This is a genomic window from Odoribacter splanchnicus DSM 20712 (genome assembly GCF_000190535.1).
Lineage (GTDB): Bacteria > Bacteroidota > Bacteroidia > Bacteroidales > Marinifilaceae > Odoribacter > Odoribacter splanchnicus.
Genome location: NC_015160.1, coordinates 3,077,990 through 3,096,803, shown reverse-complemented (window position 1 = coordinate 3,096,803; position 18,814 = coordinate 3,077,990). Strand labels below are relative to the sequence as shown.

15 protein-coding genes are annotated in these 18,814 nt (G+C 44.3%); 5 read left to right on the top strand and 10 right to left on the bottom strand.

From position 1 onward, the window contains the following. The first annotated feature begins 6 nt into the window (after positions 1-6). From ODOSP_RS12990 to ODOSP_RS20430, 5 genes are all read left to right on the top strand, one after another. On the top strand, positions 7-645 hold the full coding sequence (locus ODOSP_RS12990; protein ID WP_013612758.1) for a murein L,D-transpeptidase catalytic domain family protein: 639 nt from the start codon (positions 7-9) through the stop codon (positions 643-645). Between the two features lie 377 nt (positions 646-1,022). Beyond that, positions 1,023-2,912, top strand: coding sequence for a biosynthetic arginine decarboxylase (gene speA, locus ODOSP_RS12985; RefSeq protein WP_013612757.1), 1,890 nt, complete (start codon positions 1,023-1,025; stop codon positions 2,910-2,912). A 131-nt stretch (positions 2,913-3,043) separates the two neighbouring features. Beyond that, positions 3,044-3,601 (top strand): sugar O-acetyltransferase, encoded by a 558-nt coding sequence (locus ODOSP_RS12980; RefSeq protein WP_013612756.1) that lies wholly within the window; start codon positions 3,044-3,046, stop codon positions 3,599-3,601. 706 nt (positions 3,602-4,307) lie between these two features. Continuing rightward, positions 4,308-4,928 carry an AAA family ATPase gene (locus ODOSP_RS12975; RefSeq protein ID WP_041557426.1) on the top strand — a complete coding sequence of 207 codons (621 nt, stop codon included), beginning with the start codon at positions 4,308-4,310 and terminating at the stop codon, positions 4,926-4,928. Positions 4,929-4,975: 47 nt separating this feature from the next. Further along, entirely contained in the window at positions 4,976-5,104 is a 129-nt protein-coding gene (locus ODOSP_RS20430) for a hypothetical protein (RefSeq protein ID WP_259306000.1), read from the top strand. A 52-nt stretch (positions 5,105-5,156) separates the two neighbouring features. Here the strand turns inward: ODOSP_RS20430 and ODOSP_RS18925 are convergent, their stop codons facing one another. The 10 genes from ODOSP_RS18925 to ODOSP_RS12920 form a co-directional block, all read right to left on the bottom strand. Further along, complete coding sequence (locus ODOSP_RS18925) at positions 5,157-6,398, bottom strand: thioredoxin family protein (protein ID WP_013612754.1); 1,242 nt, start codon at positions 6,396-6,398, stop codon at positions 5,157-5,159. Between the two features lie 97 nt (positions 6,399-6,495). Then, positions 6,496-7,017 (bottom strand): hypothetical protein, encoded by a 522-nt coding sequence (locus ODOSP_RS12960; protein ID WP_013612753.1) that lies wholly within the window; start codon positions 7,015-7,017, stop codon positions 6,496-6,498. Between the two features lie 11 nt (positions 7,018-7,028). Further along, positions 7,029-7,526, bottom strand: coding sequence for a hypothetical protein (locus ODOSP_RS12955; RefSeq protein WP_013612752.1), 498 nt, complete (start codon positions 7,524-7,526; stop codon positions 7,029-7,031). Positions 7,527-7,534: 8 nt separating this feature from the next. Next, positions 7,535-9,256 carry an MPN domain-containing protein gene (locus tag ODOSP_RS12950; RefSeq protein WP_013612751.1) on the bottom strand — a complete coding sequence of 574 codons (1,722 nt, stop codon included), beginning with the start codon at positions 9,254-9,256 and terminating at the stop codon, positions 7,535-7,537. 27 nt (positions 9,257-9,283) lie between these two features. Beyond that, a complete protein-coding gene (locus tag ODOSP_RS12945) occupies positions 9,284-10,441 on the bottom strand; it encodes a TlpA disulfide reductase family protein (protein WP_013612750.1) in 1,158 nt (385 codons plus the stop codon). A gap of 50 nt (positions 10,442-10,491) precedes the next feature. Beyond that, positions 10,492-11,673 carry a TlpA disulfide reductase family protein gene (locus ODOSP_RS12940; RefSeq protein WP_041556815.1) on the bottom strand — a complete coding sequence of 394 codons (1,182 nt, stop codon included), beginning with the start codon at positions 11,671-11,673 and terminating at the stop codon, positions 10,492-10,494. A 190-nt stretch (positions 11,674-11,863) separates the two neighbouring features. Next, the gene (locus ODOSP_RS18920; protein ID WP_013612748.1) at positions 11,864-12,592 is read right to left on the bottom strand and encodes a fibrobacter succinogenes major paralogous domain-containing protein; all 729 of its coding nucleotides are present in this window, start codon (positions 12,590-12,592) and stop codon (positions 11,864-11,866) included. A gap of 12 nt (positions 12,593-12,604) precedes the next feature. Further along, the gene (locus ODOSP_RS18915; protein ID WP_013612747.1) at positions 12,605-13,543 is read right to left on the bottom strand and encodes a hypothetical protein; all 939 of its coding nucleotides are present in this window, start codon (positions 13,541-13,543) and stop codon (positions 12,605-12,607) included. Between the two features lie 26 nt (positions 13,544-13,569). Further along, complete coding sequence (locus ODOSP_RS12925; RefSeq protein ID WP_013612746.1) at positions 13,570-15,153, bottom strand: RagB/SusD family nutrient uptake outer membrane protein; 1,584 nt, start codon at positions 15,151-15,153, stop codon at positions 13,570-13,572. A gap of 11 nt (positions 15,154-15,164) precedes the next feature. Then, a complete protein-coding gene (locus ODOSP_RS12920) occupies positions 15,165-18,737 on the bottom strand; it encodes a SusC/RagA family TonB-linked outer membrane protein (RefSeq protein ID WP_013612745.1) in 3,573 nt (1,190 codons plus the stop codon). Positions 18,738-18,814 lie beyond the last annotated feature (77 nt).

Genomic DNA, 18,814 nt, shown 5'->3' with positions numbered 1-18,814 from the left:
GGAAAAATGTATAAAGTAGTTATTCTAATTTTGAGTCTGGTGTGTGGGGTAAGAGTCGGAAAAGCTGTAGAAGCTTTACCGGAAACTACGGTGGCCTCTAGTTTTCAGTTGTATCAGGAATTGGGGTTGAGGGGAGAAGTGAATTTTCCTGCATTCGAACAGGCACTCAAAGGATTTTCCCGATATGCTTCCGGACAAGACCGCTTGTTGGTACTGATCGATTATACCAAACCTTCCACGGAGAAGCGGTTTTATATTTTAGATCTTTTGCAAAAAAAACTTTTACTGAGTACTTATGTGGCTCATGGCAGAGGAAGTGGGGATAATTATGCCGTGGCTTTTTCCAATAGGCCCGGTTCGTATCAAAGTTCCCTGGGATTTTTTCGTACCGGTGATACTTATATGGGAAAAAATGGTTACTCTTTATTTTTAGATGGTTTGGAAAAAGGAATTAACGATAAAGCGAGGGAACGTGCTATTGTTGTGCACGGGGCTAATTATGCAGATCCTGCTGTCTTGAAAGGCCAGCAGCGTCTCGGTCGCAGTCTGGGTTGTCCCGCCTTACCACCGGATATCAGTAAGCAGGTCATCGATACTATCAAAGGTGGGGTATTGCTCTATATTTACGGATTGAACAAAGCTTGAGGTATATTTACTCTTTTCCGAGGTCGTTTTCGCACTAGGATTCTAACCAGAAGGTCCGGAGGATCTTATCTCGACAGAATTTCCGATTCTTTCAGCAAGGCAAGAGGAATGCTGAACAACGGGAAACTATAATTATTCTGCTTTTAAGTCGTTCGAAATTTATAGAAATAGAATGAAACCGGGCAATGGTCCGGGATGAAAAGTGATGCGATGAGACGATAAAATTAAAGCTATTGTGCCGGATTGTCGGATATTGAGTTAACTTACTGTGTGTGAAATCGTAATAATTTTTAAGTCACACCTTTTAATTGTCGATTAATTCACTTAGATTTGCACGAATTTTAAAAACCTAATATTATCGATTTCAACGCATAGAAATGAGAAAATGGAGTATTGACGATTCAGCAGAACTGTACAATATCAACGGTTGGGGGCTGAACTATTTTTCGATTAACGAAAAAGGGCATGTTGCTGTAACACCTAAAACGGATGGACCTTCGATCGATCTGAAAGAATTGATGGAGGAGTTACAGGTTCGTGATGTGGAAGCCCCGGTACTTTTGCGATTCCCGGATATCCTGGATAATCGGATCGAGAAAATTTCTAATTGTTTTCAGGCTGCTGCTCGGGAATATGGCTATTCGGCTAAGAATTTCATTATCTATCCGATCAAGGTCAATCAAATGCGTCCTGTCGTTGAAGAGATTGTCAGTCATGGGAATAAATTCAATATCGGTTTGGAAGCAGGCTCGAAGCCAGAGTTGCATGCGGTACTTTCGATCGATATCGATGATGAGGCCATGATCATTTGTAATGGATATAAAGATGAAAGTTATATCGAACTGGCTTTGCTGGCTCAAAAAATGGGGAAACGGATTTTTTTGGTGGTGGAGAAATTGATGGAGCTGAAAACCATCGCTCGTTTGGCTAAGAAAATGAATGTGAAACCGAATATCGGAATCCGGATCAAGCTGGCTAGTTCAGGGAGTGGTAAATGGGAAGAATCAGGAGGAGATGTAAGTAAGTTCGGGGTAAATTCCAGTGAACTTTTGGACGCTCTCGATATTCTTGAAAAAAATAAGATGGCCGATTCTCTTCAGCTGATTCATTTTCATATAGGCAGTCAGGTGACCAATATCCGTCGTATAAAGACAGCTCTGAAAGAAGCTTCTCAGTTTTATGTGGAGTTGAAACGGATGGGATATAACATTAATTTTGTAGACATAGGAGGCGGATTGGGAGTAGATTATGACGGTACCCGTTCAGCGACATCGAATAGTATGAATTATTCTATTCAGGAATATGTCAATGATGCCGTTTCTTCTATTGTCGATGCTTGCGAAAAGAATGAATTGCCGCAGCCGAATATCATTACCGAGTCGGGACGTTCCTTGACGGCCCATCATTCGGTATTGGTTTTTGAAGCCTTGGCCAGTACCAGTCTTCCGGCTTTCGATGAAAATGAAGATTTGGCAGAAGATGCTCACGAGCTGGTGAAGGAACTATATGATTTGTGGGAAAATCTCAATCAGCCCCGTTTGTTGGAAACTTGGCACGATGCTTTGCAATGCCGTGAAGATGCTTTGAACTTATTTAATCTGGGCCTGATCGATTTGCGTACCCGTGCACAGGTAGAACGGCTTTTCTGGTCCGTTGCCCGTGAAGTATACGAGATGGCCGAAGCGACAAAACATGCTCCCGACGAGTTAAAAAAGATTGCGAAGATGTTACCGGATAAATATTTTTGTAATTTCTCACTTTTCCAATCCTTACCCGATTCCTGGGCGATCGACCAGATTTTTCCCATTATGCCGATTTCCCGGTTGAACGAACAGCCTACAAAGTCGGCTACAATTCAGGATATTACCTGTGATTCAGATGGGAAAATCAATAATTTTATTTCTACCCGTAATTTTTCCTATCACCTGCCGGTACATGAATTGAGCAATAAAGAACCCTATTATTTCGGAGTATTCCTGGTTGGAGCTTATCAGGAAATTTTAGGGGATTTGCATAATTTGTTCGGTGATACCAATGCTGTGCATATCAAAGTGAAAAACGGTGAATATGTGATCGATAAAATTATTGAAGGAGAAACAGTTGCTGACGTTCTCGAGTATGTGCAATTTACTCCTAAACGGATGGCTCGTACCGTTGAAGTATGGGCGACGACTTCTGTCAAAAAAGGGATCATTTCTCCTGAGGAGGGAAGGGAATTCTTATCCAATTACCGCTCCGGTTTGTATGGATATACTTATTTAGAATAATAATGAGGGTGTCCAAAAAGTATTTGGCACCCTCGATTTATTCGTATCCCTATTGGAGACTGAAATCAAATATCCGATTCTACAAGGGGGTATTTTGCCTTTTTGGACACCCTCTTTAATTAAATCGTAATATGAAGACAGAAAAAGAGAAAATGCAGGCAGGGGAGACTTATTATGCTTTCGATCCGGAGTTAATGAAGTTGCACCGTGACTGTTTGAAATGGGTGGAAGAATATAACCGGACTTATTTCCGGGATTATACTCAAGGAGGTGAATTACTTCGTAAATTTTTACCGAATGCCCATCCTTCTTTAGTGATACAGGCTCCTTTTTGGTGTGATTTCGGATTCAATATTTACGGAGGTGAGAATGGTTTTATTAATTATAACTGTACGATTCTCGATACGGCCCGGATTTATTTAGGGAAAAATATACTGATCGGCCCGAATGTACAATTATATGCTCCGATGCACCCGATCGATTATCGGGAACGCGCAACAGGAGCCGAACATGGCGAGCCCATTACAATCGGCGATGATTGTTGGATAGGAGGAGGAGCTGTGATTTGTCCCGGGGTGACGATCGGGGACCGTTGTATCGTTGCAGCAGGGGCTGTAGTAACTAAAGATGTGCCCGACGATTCAATGGTAGGAGGAAGTCCTGCCCGAATCATTCGGAAATTGGCCTGATAAAGGGGAAGTCTGGTTTGGAAGGGGAGCATTTACTAAACATGAAGATAAGGATTCGCTTTGTTGTAATCTTCTTTTTTTTCCGAAGTTCGCTTCATAATAGGTATATAATAGCAGGATGGTTATGATAATAATCACAATCCATAAATCTTTATGTTTTCTTTTTCCCTTAAACTGAAATCTCATATTTCTTAATTTTTATTTCCAATTAAAACGGACGTTTTTTTTGTTAAAAATTTACAAAGTTCATAACGTTTATAAAATCCTTGTTTTCGGCAAATATTTTTCAGATTACCGATTGGTAATAACTTTTCGGATAAAGCAAATTTAAAATCACGGTCTTGTTTTAAGGTGCATATTATCAATATTTTAATTTATTCATCTCCTCCCATTTTTTTATTATTTAGGGCAATCATTTTTCACTTAAAACAAAGCCTTCAGTTATTTTTCATTTTTCATTTTTATTCTTCATTTTTTGACGATTTTATCGTCAAAAAAAACGTCCGTTTATTTCATAGTTAACAAATTAGATATTTGTCAATAACAAAGCAAAAATATATTTTAATTTCATTATTTGCAATCTTTGTTAAAAGTTATCCGATATAGATTGAATCTATAATCAACAAGTACTGATTTTGACAATTCGACAAAATTCACTGTTTTTGTAACCACCGTAATTATTACAATGGTTACAAAATTAAATCTTATGAAATTTTATAATCGGACATCTGAAATAAAGAAGCTGCAACGTATACAGAGGCTCTCGTTTGATAGTTATTCAAGAATGACGGTTATTACTGGCCGGCGGCGTATCGGTAAGACTTCCCTTGCAGTTGAGGCTACCAAGGGAGAGGCGTCTACTGTATATCTTTTTGTCAGCCGGAAAAATGAAACCGCGTTATGTGAAGGGTTCAGCCTACTTATTTCTTCTGGGCTGGGAACTTATGTACCACCTGAGATTAAGAGTTTTCGTTCATTGTTCCAGATGGTGATGGAATTGGCAAAGACACGCAAATTTAATCTCATCATTGATGAGTTTCAGGGATTTGAATACGTCAATCCATCGGTCTATAGCGATGTGCAGAACCTATGGAACCAATATAGGAAGCAGACCCATCTCAATCTGATTTTAATGGGATCGGTATTTTCAATGATGTATAAGATCTTTGAGGGATATAAAGAACCGTTGTTTGAAAAGTATTTCCGTTTAAAGATGATGGAGAGTCAACAGTATTCAGCCATCGGTTCGTGGCGGGAACGCAAGAAAGGTAAGGAAACGGATGAAATAGATATAATCGGCCTTTTGCCAGGGATAAGAAAGCATTGATTGCAGAAGTGAAACGTCTGCGACGTAACTATGACCATAAGAAATTTATGGAAAAGATCGAGTGTGTCAAGACGCGTATCCTGTCAAAATATAAGATAGAAATCCGCCTGTTGACTTTGGAGGATAATCAGTTCTCGGATATGTCTAAACGGCTCGACCGGAAAATCTGTGTATAAAAGTTATTTTTTACACACAAATTTTCCGGTTGAACCCCGTATTTATAAATTTTTATTTGTTCCCTTTTTCGCGGTATGCTTTATAATATCGGATCATTCTTTCTTTTTCTTCGTTGTCGGGCAGGGTAGACATTGCTTTCTCACCCGCATCGGCCAGACGTTTGTAAAGCAGAGGTGTCATCTTTCCATAAAAGGAATCGATGAGGATGGTGTATGTAAAAAGATCGTCCGCCGTTAGTTTGCCGGCTCTTTTTTCCATATTGGCGATTACTGATTCCGTCAATTTTGTACCTAGTTCGGTGATATGCGGTGATGCTTCTTTCTTTTCGCTCCCCCAAATCATACCCCGGAATCCGAAAGCATACATTTTCAATTCCTGTACGCTCATTTCCGGTAACCGTTTTTCAATTAATTCTGTCAGTTCATCCGCCTTTTTGTGATATACCAATTCCGCCAGTTCCAGCATTTTGTCCAGTTCGTTCTGTTGTGCCACTTTCAACAGCGGTACATTCCGTTGCAGTGTGCCGAAAGGTACATCCTCTTTCCGTGCGTAGCCCATAATGTACAGTCCCAGTGCGTCCTCGTATTTGGCTGTCAGATAGCGGTCGACTTTTTCCTTGCCGTTATTGGCACGCAACACGTCGAGGTGACTTAGCATGAAGTCGTGCATCGGCGAGCCGATGGTGCATCCCCTTGTTTCATAAAGATTCCAGTAGGCGGCCTGTGTTTTTTCTTCGTCTGTCAACAGGGCCAGCAGTTCGGCGTACACTTTTTCCGCCCGGGCATCCTCGCCTGCCTCCTCCAACACTTCCCAATAGCGGAAGAGTTCGGATTTAGACAACCCACCCTTTTCGTAACGGCTGTGCAGGGCGGAAAGATTGTTTTGTTCGTCGAAACCTTGTTCTACACGGGCAATAAAGGCTTCCAGACCGTCTCCGCCGACTAAGCGGTGTTGCATACTACCGTCCGGGCGGATCATCAGGAAAGTGGGATAGGCGTGCACTTCGAATTTTTTTGCCAGTTCTACGCCCGCACCTTTTTCCATGTCGTATTTCACGCATACGAAGCGGGGATTGAAATAATCACCTGCCGCTTTTTGCGGGAACACTTTATCCGCCATATTCTTACACGGACCGCACCAGGAGGTGTAACAGTCCATAAAAACCAGTTTATTTTCGCTTTTCGCCTGTTTTAAAGCTTCTTCGAATGTAATATCCCGAAAGTTCACGCCCTCCTGGGCCATCGATGCGCTCCAGGCCAACAGTCCAAGGAGCAAGGTGTAAATGTGTTTCATGTCTTTGGTATTTATTTTTATCTTGTATCTTATTATTTCAAATCTCTATAATCGATATGTTGCATATATTTTGCATTTGTTTTCATAGTTGAATACTTTACTCAATCTTCTTCCTTGTACCCCAGTCCCAAAGATGGATATCTATTTCTTTCACTATAAAATCTTGGAAATAGTTGACATACCGGTCATAATTATCCCAATCTTCTTCTGCTATTTTCTTTTTGAAGCTATCCACCTCTGCATGGGTGTCTTCAAAATAAATATCAAAATAGATTTGTTTTCCTTTTTGGGGACGGCCAAATAATTCATAATAATAAAGTCCTAGTCTGTCTATATAAGACAATCCTTCTTCATCGATCCATGGACTTGAGCTATGAGAGGTTGCACATTTTATCGGCAATATTTTCCTATATGCCTCAATGACTTCTTTAGCCGGTTTACCGACAAATTTATCCTTTGGTTCCAGAAAGGTATGTTGCAGATATCGCAAAGTATCCTCAATACTTTTACATTCGGACAAGGATTCAAAATGCTGTGCGTATGTTCCTGTGATAGAAAACATAATACATGTCAAATCTGTGATGCCCAAAAAGGAGATAATGAAAAATAATGTTTTCATGGTTGAATACTTTACTCAATCTTCTTCCTTGTACCCCAGTCCCAAAGATGGATATCTATTTCTTTCACTATAAAATCTTGGAAATAATTGACATACCGGTCATAATTATCCCAATCTTCTTCTGCTATTTTCTTTTTGAAGCTATCCACCTCTGCATGGGTGTCTTCAAAATAAATATCAAAATAGATTTGTTTTCCTCTTGTTGGAATACCAGATACTTCGACATAAAAAAGATCTAATCCATCTATATAAGATAATCCTTCTTTATCAATCCATGGACTTGATCTATGAAGAACAGCGGATTTTATCGGCAATACTTTCCTAAATGCCTCAATAACCTCTTTAGCCGGTTTCCCTACAAATTTATCCTTTGGTTCCAGAAAGGTATGTTGCAAATATCTCAAAGTATCCTCAATACTTTTACATTCGGACAAGGATTCAAAATGCTGTGCGTATGTTCCTGTGACAAAAAGAAAGAACAAAAAACTGACTAATAAATTCTTTTTCATATCCATAATTATTTACATATTAAAGGTGCATAAACTACATTCCCTTTTTTATCTTTTCCTTTTTCTACCCGATAAACTTCATTCTTTTTTGTTTCCGGGTTATATTTCGTTACCGCAATGCCTTTTCCGAATTCCTCAATAACGGCACATAAACGGTAAATTTGCATTATTTCAGACGAGAAATTTTTATAAGTGGATTCCATCGTTTTTAAAATTTTATCACACTCTCCCCCACTTTTAAAATCATGTGTCACAGGATCGATTTCATTTTTAAGAGCTTGATATAAATTCCCTCCTGCCTCCGGTTCGTAAGCATATAAAGAATAATAGGATTTATCTTCATGATTATAAACAAAAGTGGCCTGATAGTTATTCTCTTCCCGCATCATTTCTGCCGTAAATAACAAGTCCTGCGCAGAAGGAGGTGAGCCGTTGGGATGATTGTGAACCTGGGCTGCCACATAGTTAGAGGAATAAGTTTGTATGACATTATCTTCCGTACCATGGAAAACTTCAGTCAGAACTCGGGTATGGTCTTCATCCTCATAATCGATCAATAAAGTTGCATGCTCATCTTTCGGATCTTTGGCAACTTCATCCAGATAAGTTTTAAAAGAGATATAGGTATTTATTCCAAGGGTTGTATCTTTAATGGAGCTCAGACTTTCCCATAGTTCCACGCTTTCTTGTTGTATTTGCTTACTCATCGCACTATTGTCTTTTAGCGGTTCTTTGAAAGAAGAAGGCTGCGTTGGAGTAGAAGCTCCACTACCTCTTCCTCCGCTACTACCGCCTGTTCCTCCGCTTTCTCCTGTGGAACTACCGCCACTTACTGTGTAAGGTTTGAATTCGAAAGTGTATTGAATGGAAAGTTCAAAACCCTGTACAATTAAAGCTTGTCTTATCTCAAACATCAATTGATCGATGAAAACATTAACGCTATATGAAGGCAACTTATTTTCCGGAATGGAAATAATCATGGTTAAAAATCTATGCTGGCATGGATTATCTAGGTCTCTGATGCCAAGTCTTTTAAGCGATTCTTCAATTACCCTGATTAATAAATCAGGGTGCATTCCTATAACGGCATCTGTCCTTCCTCCTACATATTCGGACTCATAGCGCATACAAATTTCCAGTATATTTACGGTTGCTTTCGTGTGTATGAAGCCGTCCGGAAAGTCTTCGGGGGAAAGGGGGAGGATTTTGTTGTCCAGCAGTTCGGCGTAGAGGAGCAGTTCGGGGTCGACGTTCCATCCTTTGTCCTGTAAATGTTTAAAGGGCATGGAGTAGGTGTAGCGTTCGGTGAAGGGTATGTCACGGTTGATTGTCGGGGCGTCTATGTCTATGGGTGTTCCGAGGGAGCCGTCGAAGGTGACCGTGCCGTCTTCTGCACAAGTAGCTCCGGCAGGAAGGTAAACGGCACCTTCGATGGTCGGACCGGACGGGGAGCAATACGGGATGATGTAGCATAAACCGTAAGCCGAGTGGGTGGCGAAGCGCACTTCCTCATAGACGGGAGTGCGGTCGGACAGGACTTCGGTATAGCGGTCGTAGGCAGCACCGTCGGCTTGCAGCTGTTCCTGTAACAGCAAGGCATAACGATTTGTGACATCCGCCGGAAAGGCAGGGCCAGGCCTCGGCGGGAATTCTTCCTCCGCGCAGCTTTGCCCCAGGAGGGCAAAGCCGGCGAGAAAGAGTACGGCAATCAGTTTTAAATGTGTTTTCATGTATTTATCGGTTCAGGGGTTCGGAGTTTATAGTTTTTCCAGCTGTGCATCCAGGTCATTACTGTCATGACCGGAGAAGATGATACCTCCGTCCGGGCCGATAAGCAAGAAAGTCGGGATGGAGGTGATTTTGTATGCTTTCCCGATGGCGCGGGAGAAAGAGGGCGTAGCGCAATATTGCTGCCAGGGCAGTTTCTCTTCATCCGTAGCCTTGCGCCAGTCGCTATCGTTTTTATCGAGAGAGACACTGATGAACTCTATTTTTTCCCGGTTGGCTTCGTAGACCTTGCGCAAATGCGGGAAGCTGGCACGGCAGGGACCGCACCATGATGCCCAGAAGTCGATCAGGGTGTAGCGTCCCGGGGTAGTTCCCAGACGGAGGGTATCGCCCTGGAGATTGTATACTTCTCCTCCGGCAAACGGTTTGCCTTGTGTGTAAGCCGAAGCGGCACGGTAATCTTCGCGGAATTTCCGGAGGGCCGGCAATGTGTCGGTATAGCCGGCAAAAAGTGCTGTCACGGCGTCAAGATCGGCTTGGGTGTAGGTAAACGGTTCCATTTCTAACATTTCGGCTAAATGTAGGTTGACACTTAAATGGCGGTTGGCGGCGATAAATTCGTGGGTAGCCTGACGCAGTTCGCTGCGCATCGCGGCAATGGCTTTTGCGTCCGGTTCGCGTTTTTCCTCCCACGCAGCGCGTTCTTCCCGGCGGAGGCGGTATTGCAAATCCAGGGTTGCACGGCGGTAACGGTCGAAAACGTCATGGGCGGCGGAGCCTTTCAGGGTGTAATTGTTTTCGCGGCGGATGTCGTAGCGCCAAAACGATTGCGGAAGGCTGTCGATATGAGGGGTCGAGAAGGTCAGGTCCCCGTTTTCAATAAAGATATTGGCTTCCACATATTTTACGGCATTTTCTTCCTGAATACCCTTGCGTTCGGCAATACCGTTATTGTTCATGCTCAACCGCGCGTAAACTGCACCGATAGGCAACTGCCCCTTTAGTTCGAATTTGCCGTTGATGATATAACCTTCGATTGGCTCAATGGTACGGTTGTCCACCTGCAGGTCGACTTCGGTGCTGTCCATAGCTCCCGGCACAGTGCCATGTAATACGAAATGATCTGCCGGGGTGTGGCTGCAGGCAGCCAGTAAGGGGAGGATAATTATAGAATAAATTCGTTTCATTGTTTTTAATTTTTAAAGAATAGATACAATTTCCTGTAAGTTTGTGAGGACTATCTTAGTATTTCTTCCAACTCGATACTGATTTCCTCGGGCGAGAAGGTGTTGCACACGACTTGTCCTTTGTCGTCGATGAGAATCAGGTTAGGAATGCTGTTGATGTTGTAGCGCAAGGTCAGTTGTTCGTATCCCCTGTTGCCCGCGATGAATTGCGGCCAGGGCATTTTTTCCTCTTCGAGGGCTTTTTGCCAGTCTTCTTTTTTCGAATCGAGCGAAATGCTGATCACATCGAACCGGTCGCGGTCATATTTGTCATAAAGGGCTTTCACGGCGGGGATGGCGGCACGGCAGGGACCGCACCATGAAGCCCAGCAATCGATCAGCATGACATGTCCCGGGCGGATGTGTGCGGATAGGAGGGTGGTATCGAAAGTGGGTGTATGGAGCGGAACATCCGGATAATGGATGTCCTTGCAGAAATAGCGGGCCTGTTCGGCTTGCCGGCAGAAACGGGCTGCGCGGGCGGTGTCGCTGATATGGCAGTTCCGGGCGAGGATTTCTTCCAGATCCGTGGCAGGTACGGAGAACGATTTTGAAATCATTTCACCGGCAACGTACAGGGCAAGCGGTGATTGCCGATGGCTGCGGATAAAGGCCATACGGTCGGCATGCAGCCGTCCGGCCGCTTCTTTTCTTAAACGATAGGATTCGGTGTAGAGGCGGTGGTATTCTTCCGGGGTATACTTGTCCGGGGTCGCCATCCTGTCCCAATTCAGTGTGCTCAGAACACTGTTGTATTTATGATATTCCAGTTCATTGGCATGTACGGTCTGCCGGTAGTCCATGTAATCTTTTTGGAGAGTGCCGCCCACTACTTCCGTCAGCAGTTCCCGGTCGTCGGGGCCGTACTCGCTGATGTAGTACAGGCTGTCGAAATGCGGGGTACGGATTTCGATAGCGGAATGGTCGAGGAACAGGCGGGTCCCGAGGGAGCGGCTCTGTTTCTTGTTACTGACGATGTCCTTGTTGCTGATCCAAAGATGGCACATTACCGGTGCGTCAACGTTTCCGATCAATTCAAAGCGGCCGTTTTTCACGGTATCTGCGGCAAGCAGCTGCTCGTCTTTATTACGGGTCTCGGCATTCAACAGGCGGACGGTCATGCCGTCCTGTAATCCGGGAAAACTGCCCCGGATGATGTATTGATCTGCCTGGTTGGCGCAACTCAGGCACACTAGGCAAAGTAAAATGGATAGGTAAAATTTCATGTTATGATGTTTTTAAAAGCATATAAAGAGGGTGTCCAAAAAGTATTTGGCACCCTCGATTTATTCGTATCCCTATTGGAGACTGAAATCAAATATCCGATTCTACAAGGGGGTATTTTGCCTTTTTGGACACCCTCTCGTTCATATCATCCGGATATTAATCCACGGCATCACGGACGTAGCGCACACTCATGTGTTTCGGATAATTGGTTTCGTAATTTGAATCCACGATTCTTGTTATTCCTCGTTCGATTTGGGAAGAGCGGAAAGAAATCTTACGATAATAAGCATCCGGAAATGGAGTTTCATTTTTCTCTTCCGTAGCCGTCCAGAAATAACCGAACTCTCTCCAGTGCCGGAAGCGTAGCGCGGCTGGTCGACCCGTTACAATGGCATATCCACCGAAAGGCAATGCAATACCCGTCCCCGTTATATCCTGTTGCAACAAAGTGCCTTCCTCTGTTCCGCGGAATCCCGTGGCATCGGCATCTCCCTGCGACATGCCCATTGCCCGTTCCAGTTTTTTCCAATCCTCGTCGGTAGGCAGGCGCCAGCCTTCCGGAGCATTGGCTTTTGCCTCCTCATAGGAATAAAGATTCCCGTATCTGTCCCATTCCTCCGGAGTCAAGTCTTCACAATCTTTAATTAAATCATCTGTATAACCATATTGGTTGATATAAGTCAATTCATAATAAGGGGTGCCTTCCTTGAAATTGGAGGTCATCCAATCCAATCCGGCATAACGTACCCATTCGTACGTGTTTTCTCCGATGGTTACCATCCCTGTTTTTTCTGGTTTTATGACTGGCAAGTTGTTGTCATCATCGTTGCACCCGATAGCTACGACGAGTAAAGCAACCGATATATAGGAAATAATCTTTTTCATACGCTTATTTATTTAAAATATGAATCCCATGTCGGCAATGATTTTTTGCATAATTGTGTATTTTTCACGAACTAACGGATAGTCTTCGTACATTTCCATGAATTTTTCTTCCGGAGTGCCTAATACAGCTTTTACGAAATCCTCCAAATCATAGCTTGCACTCCAAGGAAAGTCACAAAAATAATTATCAAACCGAATAAAACCGCATTGGTTGGCAATGTCTTCACAATAGGCGTTGATACCATCTTCATCGCCTTCTGCTTCAAGTGCATTATACTTGTCCCAAAAATCTGCATCAAAATCCGCATACACTTTATAATACCATTTATCGCTAATTAACTCAAAGGGTTCTGTCGCCTCGTCATTGAGCGTACTCAATTTACTTTTGACATATGACTGGAAAATAGCGATACAATGCGTGGCATAGTCCTCTTCGGTTTCCAGTTTGAGAATCGGCTCCATGCTGAGTGCCATTGTCCGCATACCGATATAATATTTCAAAATACCCTTGCGATATGTGTCAGGATCCCTCCCGTATATGGTGTTTACCATCAGAAACGAATAGGGACGTACCGCCTGTCCCAAGTGCGGAAGGATGTATTTGCTGACAAATTCCACAGCTTTTTCTTTTTCCTGTTTAGTTTGGAGATAGGTCAATGCGGGAGCGTCATCAAATGAAGTCATCGAATAGCCGAGGTCCACGGTTTCCGTGTACCAGCGCGGATTCCCATCCTCAAACGTGCCCCTCTGCTCGTGGCGCAGGGTATCGTTGAAGAGCAAATGTACCCCTGTCTCTTCGTAAAATTCACGTCTCATGACCGATTCCGGGTCGGTGGCCGTTGCCGGCACCGTAAAGTAGTCGTCATTCGCCCCGGTGGGCTCTAATGCGTCTTCTTTCGTACAAGCTCCCAAAAGGAGGGAAAGAAATAAGAAGTAATATATCTTGTTCATCTTCTGTTCAATTAATGGTGTATGTTTTATTCCTCTGGCGTTTCATCGCCTCCGATAGTCTCTACCGGTTGCCGTTCCGGACGTTCGTTTCGACTCAATGTGTTCTGAAATTCGGTTACTTCGTGCGGTAGGGCAAGGGTATAGGCTTTGTCGTATTCTTTAAGTTCATATACCCGTTGTTTGTATGCGATATCTTCTCCTAAGTCTCTATCGTATTTGTAATCGCGATAAATGTGCCGGATGACTTTAGACCAGGGGTATTTCGTGCATACGGTGTAGCGGCGAAGGTCGTACCAGCGGTGTCCTTCCAGACACAACTCACGTTGGCGTTCCTCACGGATCAGATCGATCAAATCGTTACCGGTAGCGCTCACGACAGGCGGAACGGCAAAACGTTTCGCCTGTAACAATCCGATCATCTCCCGGGCTTTCTCTTCGTCTTCGTCCAATGCGGCGGCTTCTGCCAGGTTCAGGTAAGCCTCTGCTGTCCGGAAGAGGAAGTTCTCGGAAACCGTGCATTTGGCACTAGGGTGGTCTTTACTGTCCCAACGTACTTTCTGAAGGATATAATAACTTCCCTCTTTTTTGATGTAATGTTGTTTCCGCAAATCGTTGTCATCGAAAGCAGCGATCAAATCGTCCGAAATGTAAAAGGGACGTTCGTCATCATAGTGTCTTCTGCCTTCGGATCCCATCATGCCTGTCGACAACTGGTGGCCTCCCATGGAGAAGATGACCTCGGGCAAGGATTTGTTCAGGAAATTTCCCGCTTCGTCATTGAATGTATTCAAGTCCCCCAATGCATTGTTGCGGCTAAGAACATCCTCGGCATATTTCCGGGCGTTCTTGTAATCCTGCATATAGAGGTGCACGCGACTCATAAGCAAATAAGTGGCTGTCAGGTCGGCATGGTAAATGGAGACCGTTTCCGTTTGTTTGAGGCAGGCTTCCGCTTCTTCCAAATCGTCGATAATCTGCCCGTACACTTCCTCCAGGGTACTCATTTCGTACTCCTTGTCTTCGATGTAGGAGGTCAGTTTTAACGGTATGCCCGGCGTTGTTGCCGCTTTTGCCGGTTCGTAGGGGGCGGCATACAGGTTCACCAGCGTGAAATAGTATAGTGCGCGCAGGAAATGGCTTTCGCCTTCAATCCGGATTTTGTCGGCCTCCTCGCGTTTGTTTCGGGCAGTGACGTTTCCCAGCTCGTCCAAAACCATGTTGGTGGTGTTGATATACTTGTACGTCTTTTTCCAGCATTCGTTTTCCGTCCCGATAGCCGTTTCCAAGGAGTTGATTCCTACCGAACGTTGCCAGGTGAAATAACCGAATATATCTTCCGAGCTGAGCATGGAATTAATGGCTCTTGTATTCGTCGAATGGTTTTGTTGGATTTCGTCCGACATTGTATGGATGAATGTATTGTATGGCTGTGGCGCGCTGTAATTGTAAGCTTCATAGAAGCCGACGGGTAGATAGGCATCTCCCAGCAACAGTTCGTTTAAATCCGCCGCCGTCTCTACCTTCGACAAATCTTGCGAATAGTCGGAGAGGAAATTGGAGCAAGCAGTCAGAAATGAGGCGATGATTATTGTGCATAAAATATTTCTCATAACCGGTTGTTTTAAAATGAAACACTCAAACTAAAGGAATAAGTCGGACGGTCGGACAGGGAGACTTCCGTGAATCCCTGGGTCGGCGTCTGTCCTTTCAATTTCTTGGAAGAAATGGTGAACAGATTGGTTCCCGAGAGGGAAAGCGCCAGACGGGTCATTCGCAATTGGGACAGAATGCGTTCTCCGAATTCGTAGGTCACCATCAGATTGTTGCATTTCAGGTAATTGCCGCTAACCACTCGCAAGTCCGAATAATCGTACATCTTCCATAGACTGGAAGCAAAGGGTTGCACATTGTAATAAGAGTTTTGTGACCAATGCTCATTGTAAGTATGATAGTAAGGTTCAAATTGTCCGATGACTACGGGAATGTTCGTATGTTTTTCGTCTCCGGGATTCTGCCAGCGGTCCAACAATTCGCGGCGCAGGTTGCTTTCAGGAGCAATCAGGTTGGAACGGTACATTTGAAACAGACGGACTTTTGCTCCCAGGCTGTAAGCGAAAGTACCGCTCAACCGGATATTTTTGTACCTTAGGTTTGTTGTCAGGCTGCCGGACATATAGGGTTCGCGGCGTCCCGATGCAGTCAGTACTTTTCTGAAAGTGTCGTATTTGCTCAAGCCATCCAGTTTGTGCTGGTATTCTTTGTAATCGTCGAATACCGGTCCTCCGCTCAATGGGCTCAAACCTACGAATTTATAGGAATAGAACGTATTGACGGCCTTATTCTTCACTACGACCGTACCGTTGAGGAAATCCAGATAATCATAGGTTTGGGCATCCGGATCGTTCTTTACTTTGTTGTAATCCTTGGAGAAGGAGGTGGACAATGTCCAGTGCCAGTCTTTCGTGCGGATGGGATTGAGTGTCACGTCGACGCCGAAGCCTTTGTTTTCAATATCTCCGCCGTTGATGGCATATGAATCGACACCGTTCATGCTGGCAACCTCTTTCGTCATGAAAGCATCCTTCGTCCGTTTGTAGTAATATTCCGTCTCCACCGAAATCCGCTTGTCCAACAAAATGAAGGTCAATCCGGTATTGAATGATTTCGTCTTTTCCCATTTTAAATTGGGGTTGGGGATTTGGTCGACCGTTGCCGTCATTTCTCCATAATAAGGGTCAAGCGGGTTTTTCTTCATTAGCAATACCGGAGATACGGAGGAGAGCATATTCCCCTGATAACCGAAAGAGGCTTTCAGACTCAAATAGTTCAACCAGTTGCGTTGTTTGATGAACGAGTGTTCCGAAAGATTGTAATTTCCCGATACCGACCAAATGGGCAGAAATTTGTCGTTGCTTTTATCTCCGAAACGATTGGAGCCGTCGGTACGTCCGTTTACATTCAGCGTGAAATAATTGTAGTAACTGTATGCCAAGGTTAGATACCCTGAAACCATATTGCTCAAGTCATCCTTGATCGTGGGAGTATTGTTCGCCGCCCATGCTGCGTAATCGGGCCACTCTTCCGCATTGATATTGTTCACGAACATTTTTCCCCTGTCCGGATAGTAGCCACGATAAACAGCGGACAATCCGTTATAGTGGGATGAACTCATTTCGAAACCGCCGCTGGCACTGATGTTGTGTTGTTCGTTCGTTCCGAAATATTTGTTCAGGTTGGCTTGCAGACGTACCGTATAGCTGTTCTGCCGCGTTTGATTCTGAGATAATTCTCCGCCGAAAGGAAGCAGACTATAGGAGGGCGTCTCTTTGTCGCCGTAATTGGATTGGCGCAGACCTGCTGCATGCCAGGTTTCAGGTCCCCAGTACCCTTCGATTTCCGTATTGGAATTTGTGTACGAAAGAATTGCCTGGGCATTCAACCAATCGGTGAACCGGAAATTCAAATTCGTATTGACTGTGATGCTTGACGCGTTTTGTTTGGAGTAGCTGTTCTCCAATTCATTTAAGATATTGTAGTTTAAATAATGGTTATATCCGGCACTGTTGTATTTTAAATAGTAGGCATATTCTCCTGCTTCATCGAATGCGGGAATCGCCCGGCTGGAATTGTAAGCATAGTCTATCGGAGAAATTTCATCCTGATTATATTTTTTTTTGCTGAGATTGCCCTGGAATTGCAATTCGGCGGTAAACCACTTGTTGAAGGTGGTTTCGAGGTTCATGGCAGCTGTATAACGTTCGTTGTAGTTACCCTTGATGACATCATTGTCACGGGTGTAACCCAGTGAAGAATAGTAGCGTGTCTGTTCCGAACCGCCCGATATGCTGAGAGTGTGTTGGTGAGACCAGGTGTCTTGGGTCAGCAAATCAAACCAGTCGGTGTTCATGGTTTCCAGTTTCGCCACTTTCTCTGCGAATTGCTTGTCGTTGATTTTTCCGCTGTAAAGTTCGAGCAATGCTCCTTCGTAACCCACCATGTTGGCATTATAATCATACCGATAATGGTTGTCGAAAAGTTCACGCGAGAACTGGATTCTTTCGCGGGAATTCATCAGGTTGATTTTCCGGTCGGTATAACGCGGACGCTGCCGGAACGTGGTGGTCATGTTGTAATTGACAATCGGCGCACCGACGTGTCCTTTTTTCGTGGTCACGACAATCACGCCGTTGGCTGCCTTGGCTCCGTATAATGCTGTAGCGGCAGCATCTTTCAGAATGTCGAGGCGCTCGATATCCTGTGGGTTCAGGCCGGCGATGGCATTACCGATACGGTTGATGTAATCGGGGTCGTTCAATTCTTCGGGAGAAATCGGTACGGGATCCTGTACGATAATTCCGTCCACCACCCATAATGGTTCACGGTTACCGATCAATGTGGAAGTACCGCGGATACGAATTTTGGGTACGACGCCTACCTCGCCGGAATTGCTCATCAAGATCATTCCCGGAACCCGGCCCTCCAGCATCTGGTCGATGGAGGTTGCTGCAGGAATCATGATGTCGTCTACTTTCACCGTTGTCACTGCACTGGTGTTTTTCCTTTTGTCGATGACTTGATAACCGGTAACGACCACTTCATCCATCTCTGTAGCTTCCTCGTGCAGGGTCACATTGATTTCTTTTTGTCCGGTGTAGGCTATTTCTTGCGGTTTCATGCCGATAAAGGTGAAACGCAAAAAGATATCCTTTGCGTCGGGCAAGGCAATGGTGTATTTTCCGTTGGCGTCTGTAACGACTCCCATCTGGGTGCCTTTGATCATTACTGTCACACCCGGTAGCGGATGACCTTGCCGGTCGGTTATTTTTCCGTTCACTTTTTTCTCTTCGGCTTGTTGTGTTGCGCCTTGAATGATAATCAGGTTATCCTTGAAGGTATAACTTAACCCTGTTCCGCTCAGACATTCGTCGAGGATACGGTTCACTTCGGTCTGTCGGCGGTCGATGGTGATATCCGTGAATGGTGCGATATCACCGGATTTGTAAATGAACATGTAATCCGTCAGTTGTTCGATTTGCCGGAAGACGGATGCTAAAGTCGTGTTGGTGGCAGAGAGTGTGATTTTGCTGTTCTGGGCGCTTACGGCAGCCTGACAGGTACAAAATCCCACTAACGTTAGAAGAACAAGAAGCTTCATCTTTCGCAGGATTTGTTGTAATCTTCGTTTTTTTCTCATAACTTTGTTTAGCTTTGGTTAATTAATAGGATGATTATCTAAGCTGTTGCAGGAAGATGTGAGGGCGTCTTCCTGTT